This window comes from Bradyrhizobium sp. ISRA442, from assembly GCF_038085055.1.
Lineage (GTDB): Bacteria > Pseudomonadota > Alphaproteobacteria > Rhizobiales > Xanthobacteraceae > Bradyrhizobium.
In genome coordinates this window covers 118,096-133,082 of sequence record NZ_JALGCN010000011.1, presented here as the reverse complement: position 1 = coordinate 133,082, position 14,987 = coordinate 118,096, and the positions used below count along the sequence as shown (strand labels likewise).

Sequence of the window (14,987 nt, the reverse complement as noted above, 5' to 3'; positions counted from 1 at the left end):
GGTGTCGGTCGATATGACATAGGTGCGGTTGGGAACTCCGCCATCATCGGAGCCGGGAAGATTATTTTGTTTTTCGATCCACTCTCAGCACGTCATTCCGGGGCGCCGCGTTCGCGGCGAGCCCGGAATCCATCGTGCAGCGGGGATTGTCGAGGCATGGATTCCAGACTCGCGCCAAGGGGCGCGCCCTGGAATGACGGGAGGAGGAAGCTCTCCAGTGAGAGCTGATCAGCCCAAGATGTCCTTGTGCATCTTGCCGCCGTAGAAATGGAAGAACGGCACCGGCGCGTCGTGGCGAAGCGGGCCGGTGGCGAGGCGGGTGTCGAGCTCGTTGAGTACGTTGCGCGTCATCGGATGCAGGTCGGCGAGCGGCTGTGAGCCGAGCTCGACCCATACCAGCTCGACGAGCTCCGCATCCGCATGCACCACGCCCTCGACGCGGTGGGCGATCGCCGAGGCATCCGCGGTGAAGAAGCGGGTATCGAAGCGCTTGACGCGGCCGGGCGGGGTGATGGCGCGCGCGATCAGGAACAGTCCGGACGGGTCAGGCAAGAGCCCTGCGTCCGCGAACGGCTTCCACGGCCCCTCGAGCTTCGGCACCTTGCCCTCGGCCCTGCGCCCGAGACAGAGGCCGGTCTCCTCGCACGCCTCGCGGATCGCGGCAATTGCGAGCGATTTTGCGCGCGAGGCGGGCGTCTTCGGGCTGCCTTTGGCGAGATTAGCTTCCAGCTCGGCGGTGACTGGTGCCGCACACGGCACGCGATAATCGGCCTTGTCGACGCGCCCGCCGGGGAAGACGAACTTGCCGGGCATGAACACGACGTTGTCGTGGCGCTTGCCGACCAGGACCTTTGGGATGGTGCCGCTGCGATCGACCAGGATCAGCGTCGCGGCATCCTTGGGACGGAAATAAGGATGATGATCAGGCTCCTTCTCGTCGTGAACCTTCGCTTTCTCCGCCTGCGCCGTATCCGTCATTTCCTCACCCAACTGCTTGCTTCTTCTTGATTACACCGGCGGAATACCATCCGGAGGGTTGTCGTCAAAGCCGTGCATGCGCAGAGCCCATTGCAATCCGACCACGGCGCCCTTCACCGGCTGCAACAGCGCGAGCGAGGCGAAGAACGTGAAGGGCAGGTAAGCCGCGAAGCTGAGCCAGACCGGCGTCGTGTAATTGGTCTCGATCCAGAGAATGGTCGGCACCACGATGTGGCCGACGATGACGATCACGAGATAGGCGGGCAGATCGTCGGCACGATGCGGTGTGAAGTCGAGGCCGCACGTCGCGCAATTGTCTGATGTCTTGAGAAAGGCGCGGAACAGCTTGCCTTCGCCGCAACGCGGGCAGCGCCCGCGAAAGCCGCGCTTCATCGCGCTCCAGACGTCGCGCTTCTCGACGAGGCCGGTCTCGCGCGTCCAGACTTTCGGGGCCGTGCTCATCGCGTCCATGCCTTGCCCTTTGCGCCTTTGCCCTTCCTGCCCTTGCCGGATTTCTTCTGCTTCTCCGGCCTGCGCTTCTTGTCCTTCGGACTACGTCCGGGATGCGCCTTGAACGATTTACGTTGGGGACGGAAATCCCCGCGGCTTCGCGGCGCGCTCTCGCCTGCCGACAACAGCTCGAAGCGCAGCGCACCGGCAACCGGAGCTGCTTCTATCAGACGGACGTCGACCACGTCACCCAACTGGTGCATGGCACCGCTGCGCGTGCCAACGAGGGCGTGGCGGCTCTCGTCATAGTTGAAATATTCCGTGCCGAGGGATCGGATCGGGATCAATCCGTCGGCGCCGGTCTCATCCAGCTTGACGAACAGGCCGGCGCGCGTGACGCCGGAGACGCGGCCCTGGAAGGTCGCGCCGATACGGTCGGCGAGATGATGTGCGATCAGCCGGTCGACGGTCTCGCGCTCCGCCTTCATCGCGCGCCGCTCGGTCAGCGAAATATGCGCGGCAACCTCGCCAAGCGTTTCCGGCGTCTCGCTCTCGGGCAGCGCACCTTCGCCAAGGCCCAAGGCGCGAACCAGCGCGCGGTGTACGATGAGATCGGCGTAGCGACGGATCGGCGAGGTGAAATGCGCGTAGCGCCGCAAGTTGAGGCCGAAGTGACCGTAGTTCTCTGCGGAATATTCGGCCTGGGCCTGGGCGCGCAGCACAACTTCGCTCACCAGCGGGAAGTAGTCGTGGCCCTCGAGCTGAGCCAGCACGCGGTTGAACATCGTCGGGCGCAACGCACCGGCCTTTGCAAACGGTACGTCCAGTGTTTGCAGGAACTCCTGGAGCGCGTGGACCTTTTCCAGCGTGGGCTCGTCATGCACGCGATAGATCAGCGGCAGCGATTTCTTCTCCAACGTCTCTGCTGCCGCGACGTTGGCGAGGATCATGAATTCCTCGATCAGCTTATGTGCATCCAGCCGATCCGGCACGATGACGCGATCGACCGTGCCGTCGCTCTTGAGCAGGATCTTGCGCTCGGGCAGGTCTAGGTTTAGCGGATCGCGCTCGTCTCGCGCGCGCTTGACGCAGGCGTAGGCGGCATAGAGCGGCTTGAGGATCGGATCGAGCAGGGGGCCGGTGACGTCGTCCGGCCGGCCGTCGATCGCGGCCTGCGCCTGCGCGTAGTGCAGCTTCGCCGCCGAGCGCATCAGGATGCGGTGGAATGTGTGCGAACGCTTGCGGCCATCCGGGCCGATCACCATCCGCACCGCGAGCGCGCCGCGCGGCTCGCCCGGCACCAGCGAGCAGAGATTGTTGGAGATGCGCTCGGGCAGCATCGGCACGACGCGGTCCGGGAAATAGACGGAATTACCGCGGTCCAGCGCATCGCGGTCGAGCGCAGTGCCCGGCCGGACGTAGAAGCTGACATCGGCGATCGCGACGTTGACGATGAAGCCGCCCTTGTTGTTGGGATCGTCATCCGCTTGCGCATGCACCGCATCGTCATGATCCTTGGCGTCGGGCGGATCGATGGTGACGAGCGGGACGTCGCGCCAATCCTCGCGTCCCTTCAGGTTGGCGGGCTCCGCTGCCTCCGCCTCGCGCTCGGCGGCGGGCGAGAATTGCAGCGGGATGTCATGGGCGTAGATCGCGATCAGGCTGATCGCCTTCTCCGACTTGACCGAGCCGAGCTTCTCCTTGACCCGGCCCGAGGCGAGGCCGAAGCCGCGCGAGCGGACGATATCGACGCTGACGAGATCGCCGTCCTGCGCTCCTTGCGTCTCGGTCTTCGCAATATTCAGCTCGCGGTCGGCGAACTTCTTGTCGACCGGGATCAGCCGTCCGCCGCCTTCGGGAAGGCTGCGGAACACGCCGAGGATGCGGCTCTTGGCCTTGTCGATGACCTTGATGATGCGGCCGCGATAGGCGGGGCCTTCCTCCTCGTCCGAACGCTCGACGCGCAGCAGCGCGCGGTCGCCGACGCCGGCCGTCGTGCCCGGCTTGGGCCGGCGCGGCATCTCGATGAGGATATTTGGCGGTTCGCCGCTTTCGACCTCGTCCCATTCGGCGGGGGAGGCGATCAACTCGCCGTCGGGGTCGCGGCCGGTGATGTCGGCGAGCAGCGTCGGCGGCAGGCTCTCCGGCTCCGAAATCTTGTGACGCTTCTTCTTGATGACACCCTCGTCGGCGAGCTCGCGCAGCATGCGCTTGAGCTCGACGCGATCGGCGTTCTTCAGGCCGAACTCGCGCGCGATCTCGCGGGTCCCGACCTTTCCCTGATTTGCCTTGATGAAGGCGACGATGGCATTCCGGTCGGGAAAGCCACGGTCATTCTTGCGTTTCACTTAACCTCTAATTCTTGCCGGCACTCTTCTTGGCCGGAGCCTTGTTGGCAGACAATTTGGCGGCGCTGGCTGCCTTGGTCGCCGACGTCTTGGCCGTCGAGGACACGGCAGCGCGCGCCTTGCTGGTGGATTCGGATTTGGTTTTGGCCGCGGCTTTTTTCGCGGCCGGTTTCTTGGTCTTCGGCGCGGCTTCCTCGCCATCGGCGCCCTTGGCAGCCTTGGTCGCCTTCTTGGTCTCCTTGGTGGCCTTCTTCGCCTTGGTCTTGCCGCCACCCTTGGCTGCGCGCTCGTCGATCAGCGCGATCGCCTGCGGCAGCGTGATCGCGTCTTTCTCGATCTCGCTCGGGATCGTGGCGTTGACGCCACCGGCGGTGACGTAGGGGCCATAACGGCCGCTCTTCACGGTGACCGTGCCCAGCGTCGGGTGATCGCCGATCGCCTTGCCGGGATCGGCGCCGAAGCGGCGGCTCGGGCCCTTGGCGGCCTTTTCGGCAATCAGCGTGACCGCGCGATTAAGGCCGATGTCGAAGACCTCGTCGCCGGCCTCTAGGCTGGCGTAGGTCTTCTCGTGCTTCACGAACGGCCCGAAGCGGCCGAGACCTGCGGTGATCGGTTGACCGGTTTCCGGATGCTTGCCGATCTCGCGCGGCAGCGACAGCAGCTTGAGCGCGAGCTCGAGGTCGACGTCTCCGGGCGAGGTGCCCTTCGGGATGCCTGCGCGCTTCGGCTTCTCGCCTTCGGCATAGTCCTTCTGCTCGCCGAGCTGGATATAGGGTCCGAAACGGCCGGCCTTGACCCAGACGTCGAAGCCTGTGTCGGGATCCTGGCCGAGCGAACGGTCGGCGCTCGCCTCGCTGTCGGCGGCGAGCTGACGGGTGTAGCGGCACTCCGGATAGTTCGAGCAGCCGACGAAGGCGCCGAACTTGCCGGCCTTCAGGTTAAGCCGGCCACTGCCGCAGCTCGGGCACTGCCTGACATCGCCGCCATCCGCTCGAGGCGGATAGATGTGCGGCCCCAGCATCTCGTCGAGCACGTCGAGCACTTGCGCCACGCGCAGGTCCTTGATGTCGTCGACGGCGCCGATGAAGTCGCGCCAGAAATCCTTCAGCACCTGCTGCCAGGAGATCTCGTTGTTGGAGATGCGGTCGAGCTGTTCCTCGAGATCGGCCGTGAAATCGTATTCGACATAGCGGCTGAAGAAGCTCTCCAGGAACGCGACCACGACGCGGCCCTTGTCCTCGCCGTGCAGGCGCTTCTTCTCGAGCTTGACGTAGCCGCGGTCCTTCAGGACCTGGAGGATCGAGGCATAGGTCGAGGGCCGGCCGATGCCGAGCTCTTCCATGCGCTTGACGAGCGAGGCCTCGGAGAAGCGCGGCGGCGGCTCGGTGAAGTGCTGGGTGACGGCGAGCGACTGCCGCTTGAGGGCTTCGCCCGCGCTCATGCCCGGCAGGCGGCGGGAGTCCTCGTCCTCCTCGTCGTCGCGGCCTTCCTGATAAAGTGCGAGGAAGCCGTCGAACTTGACGACCTGGCCGGTGGCGCGAAGCTCCAGCGTGCGACCGCCGGCCTTCGCCGTGATGTCAATGGTGGTGCGCTCGAGCTCGGCCGCTTCCATCTGGCTCGCAATGGTGCGCTTCCAGATCAGCTCGTAGAGCTTGGCCTGATCGGCATCGAGCTTGCGGGCCATAGCAGCCGGGCGGCGGGAGAGGTCGGTCGGGCGGATCGCCTCATGCGCTTCCTGCGCATTCTTGGCCTTGGCCTGGTACTGGCGGGGCGCGTCCGGCACGTAGGCGTTGCCGTAGTCCTCGCCGATCACCTTGCGCGCCTGAGTGATCGCTTCGGTCGCGATCTGCACGCCGTCGGTACGCATATAAGTAATGAGTCCGGTGGTCTCGCCGCCGATGTCGATGCCCTCATAGAGCCGCTGCGCGATGCGCATCGTGTGCGCCGGTGCGAAGCCGTATTTGCGGCTGGCTTCCTGCTGCAGGGTCGAGGTGGTGAATGGGGCCTGCGGATTGCGCCGGGCCGGCTTGGCGTCGACCGCAGTGACCGCGTAGCTAGCGAGTTCCAGCGCCTTCTTGAAGTCTTCGGCTTCGGCACCGGTTCCGATGTCGAGCCGCTGGATCTTCCTGCCGTCGGCGCCGACCAGGCGCGCCTCGAAGGCTTCGCCGCGCGGCGTGAGCAGCGTCGCGATCAGCGACCAATATTCGCGGGGCACGAATTTCTCGATCTCGAGCTCGCGGTCGCAGACGAGCCGCAGCGCCACTGACTGCACGCGGCCGGCCGAGCGGGCGCCCGGCAGCTTCCGCCACAGCACGGGGGAGAGGGTGAAGCCGACCAGATAGTCCAGCGCGCGGCGCGCCATATAGGCGTCGACCAGCGCGCCGTCGATCTGGCGCGGGTGCTTCATCGCTTCCGAGATCGCCTGCTTGGTGATGGCGTTGAACACGACGCGCTCGATCTTCTGATCCTTCAGCGCGCGCTTCTCTTTCAAGACCTCCAGCACGTGCCAGGAGATCGCCTCACCCTCGCGATCAGGGTCGGTGGCCAGAATCAGGCGCTCTGCGCCCTTCAGGGACTTGGCAATGTCGTTGAGCCGGCCGGCCGCCTTGGGGTCGACCTCCCAGATCATCTTGAAATTCTCGTCCGGATCGACGGAACCGTTCTTGGCCGGGAGATCGCGGACGTGACCGAATGAGGCCAGAACCTCGTAGGACGAGCCCAAATATTTGTTGATCGTCTTGGCTTTCGCCGGCGACTCCACGATGACGATATTCATGTAGTTCCAGTAACTTGCGGGAAAATCTTGGGCCGAATTCGAAAGGACTCGCATCGGCCGTTTCGACCCGAACATGGGTGGTGAGGCCCCCGGTGTCAAATCGAGGGGTGTTGAAAGCCCTTGAAACAAGAAAAATTTCATATCCCGAAAGTTGTAAAATACCACCTTGGAGTTGCGGTTCTTATCGGCGTAAAGTTTCCGTGGGCATGGATTCGGGGTGGGGTCTGGTGGCGAAGCCAGCAAGGAAACGGGCGCGCGCGGCTTCAGGCGCGCACAGGCGCTCGCGCAGCGAGGAACCGGGCGAGGGTGGAGCGGATGAGGCGGTTGCCTTCATCGCCGAGCAGGTGGCGGCGCTGCGCAAGCTCGCCGATCGCCACAAGCTCGATGTGCTGCGTCATCTTCTGGGCATGACGCAGCTCGAAGCCGACGAGCATCTGAGACTGCGGACCAAGCGCAAGCTGTCGTGAGGCGGCGGCGCTTTTGAGGCGGCCAATGACGTCTCCCCAATCTCGTCATTGCGAGCGCAACGAAGCAATCCAGAGTCTTTCCGCGGTGACGGTCTGGATTGCTTCGCTGCGCTCGCAATGACGGAGCAAGATGCGACAGCGTCATTCTCCAACTCGCATCAGCGTCCTTCGCGCTTACGTGTCCGTCACGCGATAGACGCACGCATTTCCGTGGTCGAGCCCGGAGGCAGGAACGAAATACCGCGAACGAGGCTGCGCAAAACGTCAAGCAAGCGGATCGGCTGACCAGGCAAGCGCGCGTCGGCGAGAAAGCGGGCCTTCCAGTGGAAATCTTCGACCGAAAGCTGCTCGAGATCGTGGAAGGGAAGTCTGCGAAGCTGCGGCGACACCGTGAAGGTCACTTCGATGAAGTCATCGAGGTCGGTGTCGCCGCTGACATCGCACAGACCGCAGACGTAGTGGGTTTTCAGGGTTCGCAAGGCGCCGAAGCTGTCGAGCACCATGCCTGATTGGGGACAGACGACGTCCCAGCTCATGTCGAACAGACCGCTGCGCGTGGCATGGAGAAACAGGTCGATGCTCTCTGCTTCGCTGATGGCGCGGTCGCGTGCAAAGCGGGTCCGAGCCGAGGCAGGAACTAACCTGCGCTCCGGCTCCGCCGCGGCCTTGGCTTCAGCGTGGTGTCGGCAGGGCTGAGCGCCCGGCCATCCTCCGCGCGCAGCTCGAGCTTCCGGACGGGGCGGCCCTTGTCGCGATCGACCAGTATGGTCGCGATCTCTTCAGGGCGGTCGTCGAACTCCTCGCTCCATTGCCGCAGCGCCACCAGGATCGGGAAGACGCCGCGGCCCTTCGCCGTCAGCACATATTCAGAATAGGCGCTGCCGTCGGAGGCGGGGGCGGTTGCCAGGATGCCGTGGTCGACCAGCGCGCGCAGCCGCACGGCTAAAATGTTCTTCGCCATCCCGAGCTTGCTCTGAAACTCGCCGAAGCGGCGCGCGCCGAGCAACGCCTCGCGGATGATCAGGAGCGACCACCAGTCGCCGATCGCTTCCAGCGATCGTGCGATTGGGCAGGCATCGCCTGCAAAGCTCGTTCGTTTCACCATCGTCTTGGTCCCGTCGCGTCTGCCGGTCCCGGCAGCGATCACGCGCTTGTGTGGTTGCATTATAAAACCATGCGCCCTAGATGGCAAATTAGTTTCATTATGCAACCACTGGAGGCGAGCGTGAGGCTGAAGAACAAGACGGCATTCATCACCGGCGGCAACAGCGGCATCGGACTTGCGACGGCAAAACTGTTCGTGGCCGAGGGCGCCAGGGTGACGATCACCGGGCGCAACAAGGAGACGCTGGCGGCTGCCGCAAACGAGCTCGGCCCGAACGCGCTCGCCGTCGTTGCCGATGCTACTGACATCGCCGCGACCGAAGCTGCGATCAAGCAGGGCGCCGAAAAGTTCGGCAAGTTCGACATTGTGTTCGCCAATGCCGGGATCGCCGGCGGGACGCCGCTCGGCTCGGCGACGCGCGAGATCTTCGAGAAGGTCATCAGCACCAACCTGACCGGCGTGTTCTTCACCGTTCAGTCGGCATTGCCCTACGTCAATGACAACGCCTCGATCATTCTCAACGGCTCGGTGATCTCCGTGCTCGGCATTCCCGGCTACTCGGCCTATGGAGCCGCGAAGGCCGGCGTGCGGGCGATGGCGCGGATCATGGCATCGGAGCTGTCGCCGCGTGGCATTCGCGTCAACGTGGTCGCGCCCGGTGCGATCCGTACGCCGATCTGGGGGCCAGCGACTGCGACACCGGAGGCCGAAAAGGCGTTCGAGAAACGGATCGCGCTGTCGACGCCGCTCGGTCGCATCGGTGAAACGGATCACGTTTCGAAAACGGTGCTGTTCCTTGCCTCGGATGATTCCGCGCATGTGCAGGGCCAGGAAATCTTCGTCGACGGCGGCGCCGTTGCCGCTCCAAGCGGCGCGCCGATTTATCGCGGTTGATCGTCTCAAGCTAAAATTGAAATGGCTCGGCGCAACGCGTTCGGTTGCGCCGGCCTGCTTCCGCGTCTGCGGCGTGTATTTGCTGAACCTTCCGTGATGCGTTGAACCTTCGCGCAAGCTGCACAGACATTTTTACGGGCAGGGGGTCATGAGGCCCATTTGAGGGAGCCCATTATGCCAAAAGCAGCTCGCATTTTTTCTGCGATTTCAGCACCACGCATTTACACTGAAAAATCCGCCATTCCGGCGAAGCGCTCCGATACCTCCGAACTGGTGGCGATCGCCATCTTCTCCGGCATCGGCCTGTTCGTTTCGCTGATCGCCGTCATCCTCGGCATGCAGGGAGTTTGGTTTTAGCTTTGCCGAGCGCGCCGGCCGATCAGCCGCCGCGGGAATTTTGGCGGCGGCTGATGATGTCGGCGTGGCCTCAGGCCGCGCGCAGGCTGGTCGCCGCCTGGAGCGCGCCCGCCAGCGCTTTCTCACGATGCTCAGGGCCAATCTGGATGCCATCGGCGACGATGAATTCGGGGTTTGTGATGCCGATGAAGGCAAGCACGCCGCGTAAATAGGTCTCAAGGTGCTCCAGCGCCGCAACCGGCGAGCCCGCGCCGTAATAGCCGCCGCGCGAAATCGCCACGATCACGCGCTTGCCACCCGCGAGCCCTTGGGGTCCCGCCGCGTCGTATTTGAAGGTCTTCCCCGCGACCAGGATACGGTCGATCCACGCCTTGAGTTGGCTCGGAATCGTGAAGTTGTACATGGGGGCGCCGATCACCACGATATCGGCATCGAGGAACTCGTTGAGCACGGCCGCGCTGGCTGCGAGGTCGGGACCGAGTTCTGCCGGTGCCGGCGCACCTTGCGCGACCGCGAGGTGCGATCCGGAAAGATGGGCGAGCGGGGTCTGGGTCAGGTCGCGATAGGCGACCTCGAGCGACGGCGTCGCCTGCCGCAGCCGGTCGACGATGGCGGCGGAAACCTGCCGGCTGACGGAGTGGGGGCCGAGCACGCTGGAGTCGAGATGGAGGAGTTTCATTAGAGTCACCCATGGTATAGATTTGTAACCCGCACTACATGAGTGACTGCCGAAATCCCCGCAAGAACGCACTTTTTTGAGCCATGGGCACATCTTTGAAACCGACACACACCGCTTTGCCTGCCGCGCCGATGCCGGATCCGAACCATGCGGATTGCCGCGGGGTCGCCTCCGTGCTGTCGCGCGTCGGCGACAAATGGAGTGTGTTCGTCATTATGATGCTCAGTGACGGGCCTCGGCGCTTCAACGAGCTCAAGCGCATGATCAACGGCATCTCGCAGCGGATGCTGACTCTGACCCTGCGTGGGCTCGAGCGCGACGGCCTCGTCACGCGCACGATCTTCCCGACCATTCCGCCGCGGGTGGACTACGAATTGACCGATCTCGGCCGCGGGCTGTCGCAGCCCGTGGAGGCGCTCGGCAAATGGGCGATGGAGCACCTGGCGCAGATCGAGGCGGCGCGGACGCGCTTCGATCAGCGCAACGATAGCTAGATCAGCGAGACCAGCCCGCCGCCGTGACGTTCGAGTTTTCCAGCAAGCTCGAGCTCCAGCAGCACCGTGCGCACGATCGCGGGCGATGCGCCGGACATCCGCACGAGATCGTCGATCGAGATCGGGGTAGGGCCGAGCAGGCCAGAGATTTGATCCCGGTCATGGGCCTGCGGATCGCTTTCGAACGGCTCGCTGTCGGGCTCGCCGGCCGGATGCATCAGCGGCCGCTCCATGATCGGCTGCACTGCGTTGATGACGTCGGCGGCCGCAGTGACGAGCGTCGCGCCCTGCTTGATCAGATCATTGGTGCCGGCGGCGCGCGGGTCGAGCGGCGAGCCCGGCACGGCAAACACCTCGCGGCCCTGTTCGGCCGCCATGCGCGCGGTGATCAGCGAGCCTGAACGGTGCGCGGCCTCCACGACGATGACGCCGAGCGACGCGCCGGAGATCAACCGATTTCGGCGTGGGAAGTCGCGGGCGCGTGGCTCGTGGCCGAGCGGCATCTCGGAAATCGCCGCGCCGTTCTGCGCGAGGATGGCGACGAGCAGGTCGCCATGCTCGGGCGGATAGATGCAGTCGTGGCCGCCGGCCAGCACCGCGACCGTGCCGCTCGCAATGCTCGTGCGGTGCGCGGCCTGGTCGACGCCGCGGGCAAGTCCCGAGATGATCACGAAGCCGGCGTCGCCGAGCTCGCGGGCGAGCTGGCCGGCAAACTTCAGTCCCGCGCCGGAGGCGTTGCGCGAGCCGACGATCGCGATCATCGGTCGCATCAAGGTTGTGCGATCGCCTCGTACGGCCAGTAGCGGCGGTGCATCGTCGAGCGTCGCCAAGCGTGCCGGATAGCCGTCCTCGCCGGGCGCGAGCCAGGCGATGCCGCGCCTTCGGCTCGCGGCAAGCTCGGCCTCCGCCTCATTCGCACTACAGATGCGTCCCGATCGCGCCGCGCCGCCGCGGCGCGCCAGATCGGGCAGCCGCTGCAGCGCGGCTCGCGCGGTGCCGAAATGATCGACCAGCGAACGGAAGGTGCGCGGCCCGACATTGTCGGACCGGATCAGCCTCAGGCGGTCGATCCTGTCGGCCTCGGTCAGCTCCACGTTGGAATTGATGGCGTCCACGGCGTCTCCTTGCGGGCAGAGCATGGAACAACCTGAGGGCGTGAGCAACAGGGGCTTAAGCTTGCGCCGCCTCGGCGCGATGCTAAAAGCGATCCCAATAAGAAGGATTGCCCCATGATTTCACTCGCCGACCTCCAGCGCCGCATCGAAGCCGGCGAGTTGTCACCCGATGCCGCGATCGCGCAATCGCTCGGGGCGATCGAGGCGCGGGAGAGGGATGTCCGGGCCTTCGTCCGCCATGACAAGTCCGCAAGAGCGCAGACCTCGGGTCCGCTGCGCGGCATCGCAGTCGGCATCAAGGACATCATCGACACGGCGGATTTCCCGACCGAGATGGGCTCACAGATCTATCGCGGCTGGCAGCCCCGCGGCGACGCGCCGGTCGTGATGATGCTCAAGCGCGCGGGCGCCACCATCATCGGCAAGACCACGACCACGGCATTCGCCTCGCGCGACCCGACGCCGACGCTCAATCCGCACAATGCCGGCCACTCGCCGGGCGGCTCCTCGTCTGGTTCAGCCGCGGCCGTCGGCGCCGGCATGATTCCGCTCGCGCTGGGCACCCAGACCGGCGGCTCGGTGATCCGCCCCGCGGCCTATTGCGGGGTTGCCGCGATAAAGCCGTCATTCCGCATGCTGCCGACGGTCGGCGTCAAGTGCTATTCCTGGGCGCTCGACACGGTCGGCTTGTTCGGGGCTCGCGCCGAGGATCTTGCACGCGGATTGTTGGCAATGACCGGTCGCACCGAGTTCTCCGACATTGCCGCCGCCAAATCGCCGCGCATCGGCATCGTCAGGCAGGACTTTGCCGGGCCGGTGGAGCCCGCAGCCGAGCAGGGGCTGCAAGCTGCGATCAAGGCTGCCGAGCGCGCCGGCGCCAGCGTCGAGACCGTCGACATGCCGGAGGCGGTGCGTGAGGCCTGGCGTATTCATCCGATCATCCAGGATTTCGAGGCGCATCGCGCGCTCGCCTGGGAATTTTCCGAGCGTCACGACGAGATCGCGCCGATGCTGCGCGCCAGTCTCGATGCAACGGTCGGCCTGACGCCGAAACAATATGACGAGGCGCGCCGGATCGGACGGCGCGGCCGCCGCGAGCTCGGCGAAGTCTTTGAGGGCGTCGACGTGCTCTTGACCTACTCCGCGCCAGGCACCGCGCCGGCGAAGGAGCTCGCCACCACGGGTGACCCCCGCTACAACCGGCTCTGGACGCTGATGGGCAATCCTTGCGTCAACGTGCCGGTGCTGAAGGTCGGAGGCCTGCCGATCGGCGTGCAGGTGATCGCGCGTTTCGGCAACGATCCCGGCGCGCTCGCGGTTGCGCGTTTCCTGGAAGAAGCGCTGGCGAAGTCAAACTAGCGCGGGCTCGGCGCGAACGGCCTTCTGATCGGGCGCTTTGGGCGAGGACTTGCTGACGCCCGCATCTTTCCGCAGCCAACGCTCCGCGGCTTCGCGGCCGCTCCGGTGCAACAAACGGATGAAGCCGCGGCCGAGATCGGCGGATGAGCGTTGCGCCAATCCCTCGATCTCATCTTCCGCTGCAAGCCGAAACAGGCGCAAATCCGGTGCGGCGTGCGGCCGCGCCCATTCCAGCGCCGCGACTTCCGCATTGAGGGCGGCATTGGCCGCGATCTGATCGAGCCGGCGATCGATCGCCGCGAGCGTGATCGGCACATAGCTGTCGCGTGCCGGCGTGACCTGTACCAGCAGGAGGTCGGAGGCCGTCGAATGCTGCGCCAGCCGCAGCAGCGGCGGGTTGCCGCCAAAGCCGCCGTCCCAATAGGCCTCGCCGTCGATCTCGACGGCGCAGTGAACCAGAGGCGGGCAGGTCGAGGCCAGCGCGACATCGGCGTTGATCGCGTCATTGCCGAAGATCTGCTGCTGCCCGTCGCGGATCCGCGTCGCCGCGATCAGGAGCTTTGGGCATCCCGCCTGGCACAAAGCGGCAAAATTGATGTCGCGCGACAGCGCCTGCCGCAGCGGATCGAGGTCGAACGGATCGAACTGTCCGGAGCGAAGCGTCGGCCCGAACGCGACCGAGCTTCCCGCCGGCGAAAACCCGCCGACCAGCATCAGCGAACGGAACGAGGCCTCATGCATCAGCCGGACCCAGAACCGGTTCAGCCGGGCGCGGGCAGCTTCGCGTCCGCCCTCGGCGAGACCGGAGGCGAGCAGCAGTGCATTGATGGCGCCGGCACTGGCGCCGCTGATGGTGTCGATCTCGATGGCTGGCTCTTCCAGGAGCCGCTCCAGCACGCCCCAGGTGAAGGCGGCGAAGGTGCCGCCACCCTGGAGCGCCAGCGACAGTGTTTGCGGAGGCCATTGCTCGGAGCGGACTCTCGTCGGCTTGCGCGCGGCGACGGCGGTCACGGAGACGATCGGAGCAGGTGCCTGCACCACAGGATCAGGCGTCCGCTGGTGCGGCGAGGAGGGAGCTGGCACCGGAGCGGGGGATGGCGAGGGGGCGCCGGACCAGATGTCCGCTGCGGCGAGCAGCATGCTTGCAGGCGTGCGCGCGGCACCCTGCAAACCACCTTCGTCATGCGTGCCGACAATCTTCTCGCTCATTCTGAGCTACCGCGTAACGCCATCTTCGCCGTCAGGATGACAGGCCCCGAACCCGTTGGCCACTCCAGCCGGGAATCGGCCGCGAGTTGCGAACAGGAATTGGCATATAATGCGGAGGGGGTGCGGCAATATCCGTACTTTTCAGGCCTTACGTTTTCTGCCCGATCCGGCTCTCGGTGCCGGACTGCAACCGCTTGATGTTCTCCCGGTGCATGTAGAACAGCAGCAGCGTCAGCACCGCGGCCAGCGATGCCAGGGCCGGGTGGCCGAACCACCACAGGAACAGCGGCGTGATGAAGCTCGCGACCAGAGCGGACAGCGAGGAGTAGCGCGTGGTGAAGGCGGTTGCGAGCCAGAGCAGGCAGAACACCACGGCACCCGGCCAGAACAGGCCGAGCAGGATTCCGATATAGACCGCGACGCCCTTGCCGCCTTTGAACTTGAGCCAGATCGGGAAGAGATGGCCGAGGAAGGCGCCGAGCCCCGCCAGCATCGCGGCATTGGGGCCTGCAACGTAGCCGGCGATCACCACTGCCGCAGTACCCTTGAGCGCGTCGAGCAATAGCGTTGCTGCAGCGAGTCCCTTGCGGCCCGTGCGCAACACGTTGGTGGCGCCGATATTGCCGGAGCCGATCGAACGCAGATCCTGCGTGCCGGCAAGCTTTGTCAGGACCAGTCCGAACGGGATCGAGCCGAGGAGATAGCCGACGACAAAGGCTACGGGGAGGAACGCTTCAAGCCCCATGGTCCACTCTC

14 protein-coding genes and 1 pseudogene are annotated in these 14,987 nt (G+C 65.2%); 5 read left to right on the top strand and 10 right to left on the bottom strand.

Translation table 11 applies throughout. The features are described 5' to 3' along the window. Positions 1–228: 228 nt before the first annotated feature. The 4 genes from MTR72_RS23240 to topA are packed head-to-tail and all read right to left on the bottom strand — an operon-like array spanning position 229 to position 6,552. Complete coding sequence (locus MTR72_RS23240) at positions 229–978, bottom strand: NUDIX hydrolase (protein ID WP_341511091.1); 750 nt, start codon at positions 976–978, stop codon at positions 229–231. Positions 979–1,008: 30 nt separating this feature from the next. Continuing rightward, on the bottom strand, positions 1,009–1,449 hold the full coding sequence (locus MTR72_RS23235; protein ID WP_341511090.1) for a DUF983 domain-containing protein: 441 nt from the start codon (positions 1,447–1,449) through the stop codon (positions 1,009–1,011). Next, on the bottom strand, positions 1,437–3,776 hold the full coding sequence (gene rnr, locus MTR72_RS23230; RefSeq protein WP_341511089.1) for a ribonuclease R: 2,340 nt from the start codon (positions 3,774–3,776) through the stop codon (positions 1,437–1,439). Before rnr ends, MTR72_RS23235 begins: the two co-directional genes overlap by 13 nt. 7 nt (positions 3,777–3,783) lie before the next feature. After that, positions 3,784–6,552, bottom strand: coding sequence for a type I DNA topoisomerase (gene topA, locus MTR72_RS23225; RefSeq protein WP_341511209.1), 2,769 nt, complete (start codon positions 6,550–6,552; stop codon positions 3,784–3,786). 227 nt (positions 6,553–6,779) lie between these two features. On the opposite strand from topA, the gene MTR72_RS23220 reads away from it, so the two are divergent. Then, positions 6,780–7,019, top strand: a complete 240-nt coding sequence (locus tag MTR72_RS23220; RefSeq protein ID WP_280970486.1) for a hypothetical protein — start codon at positions 6,780–6,782, stop codon at positions 7,017–7,019. A gap of 191 nt (positions 7,020–7,210) precedes the next feature. Here the strand turns inward: MTR72_RS23220 and MTR72_RS23215 are convergent. Together MTR72_RS23215 and MTR72_RS23210 are read right to left on the bottom strand one after the other, a co-directional pair. After that, positions 7,211–7,633: pseudogene (locus MTR72_RS23215) on the bottom strand (DUF5939 domain-containing protein); the annotation flags it as partial. 23 nt (positions 7,634–7,656) lie between these two features. Then, positions 7,657–8,124, bottom strand: a complete 468-nt coding sequence (locus MTR72_RS23210; RefSeq protein WP_341511088.1) for a winged helix-turn-helix transcriptional regulator — start codon at positions 8,122–8,124, stop codon at positions 7,657–7,659. Positions 8,125–8,244: 120 nt separating this feature from the next. Between MTR72_RS23210 and MTR72_RS23205 the strand changes: the two genes are divergently transcribed. Together MTR72_RS23205 and MTR72_RS23200 are read left to right on the top strand one after the other, a co-directional pair. Beyond that, on the top strand, positions 8,245–9,018 hold the full coding sequence (locus tag MTR72_RS23205) for an SDR family oxidoreductase (protein ID WP_341511087.1): 774 nt from the start codon (positions 8,245–8,247) through the stop codon (positions 9,016–9,018). Positions 9,019–9,192: 174 nt separating this feature from the next. Further along, entirely contained in the window at positions 9,193–9,375 is a 183-nt protein-coding gene (locus tag MTR72_RS23200) for a hypothetical protein (RefSeq protein ID WP_280970489.1), read from the top strand. A 70-nt stretch (positions 9,376–9,445) separates the two neighbouring features. Here MTR72_RS23200 and MTR72_RS23195 read toward each other — a convergent pair whose 3' ends face one another. Next, positions 9,446–10,054: an FMN-dependent NADH-azoreductase gene (locus MTR72_RS23195; RefSeq protein WP_341511086.1), complete on the bottom strand. Its 609-nt coding sequence runs from the start codon at positions 10,052–10,054 to the stop codon at positions 9,446–9,448. 83 nt (positions 10,055–10,137) lie between these two features. Between MTR72_RS23195 and MTR72_RS23190 the strand changes: the two genes are divergently transcribed. Next, entirely contained in the window at positions 10,138–10,548 is a 411-nt protein-coding gene (locus MTR72_RS23190; RefSeq protein ID WP_341511085.1) for a winged helix-turn-helix transcriptional regulator, read from the top strand. Here MTR72_RS23190 and dprA read toward each other — a convergent pair. Beyond that, positions 10,545–11,687, bottom strand: coding sequence for a DNA-processing protein DprA (dprA, locus tag MTR72_RS23185; RefSeq protein ID WP_341511084.1), 1,143 nt, complete (start codon positions 11,685–11,687; stop codon positions 10,545–10,547). The genes MTR72_RS23190 and dprA overlap by 4 nt on opposite strands. Before the next feature lie 90 nt (positions 11,688–11,777). On the opposite strand from dprA, the gene MTR72_RS23180 reads away from it, so the two are divergent. Next, positions 11,778–13,022 (top strand): amidase, encoded by a 1,245-nt coding sequence (locus MTR72_RS23180; protein ID WP_341511083.1) that lies wholly within the window; start codon positions 11,778–11,780, stop codon positions 13,020–13,022. On the opposite strand, the gene MTR72_RS23175 is transcribed toward MTR72_RS23180, so the two are convergent. Both MTR72_RS23175 and plsY read right to left on the bottom strand, forming a co-directional pair. Beyond that, on the bottom strand, positions 13,014–14,231 hold the full coding sequence (locus tag MTR72_RS23175) for a patatin-like phospholipase family protein (RefSeq protein WP_341511082.1): 1,218 nt from the start codon (positions 14,229–14,231) through the stop codon (positions 13,014–13,016). The genes MTR72_RS23180 and MTR72_RS23175 overlap by 9 nt on opposite strands. 148 nt (positions 14,232–14,379) lie before the next feature. Further along, complete coding sequence (plsY, locus tag MTR72_RS23170) at positions 14,380–14,976, bottom strand: glycerol-3-phosphate 1-O-acyltransferase PlsY (protein ID WP_341511081.1); 597 nt, start codon at positions 14,974–14,976, stop codon at positions 14,380–14,382. Between the last annotated feature and the right edge of the window lie 11 nt (positions 14,977–14,987).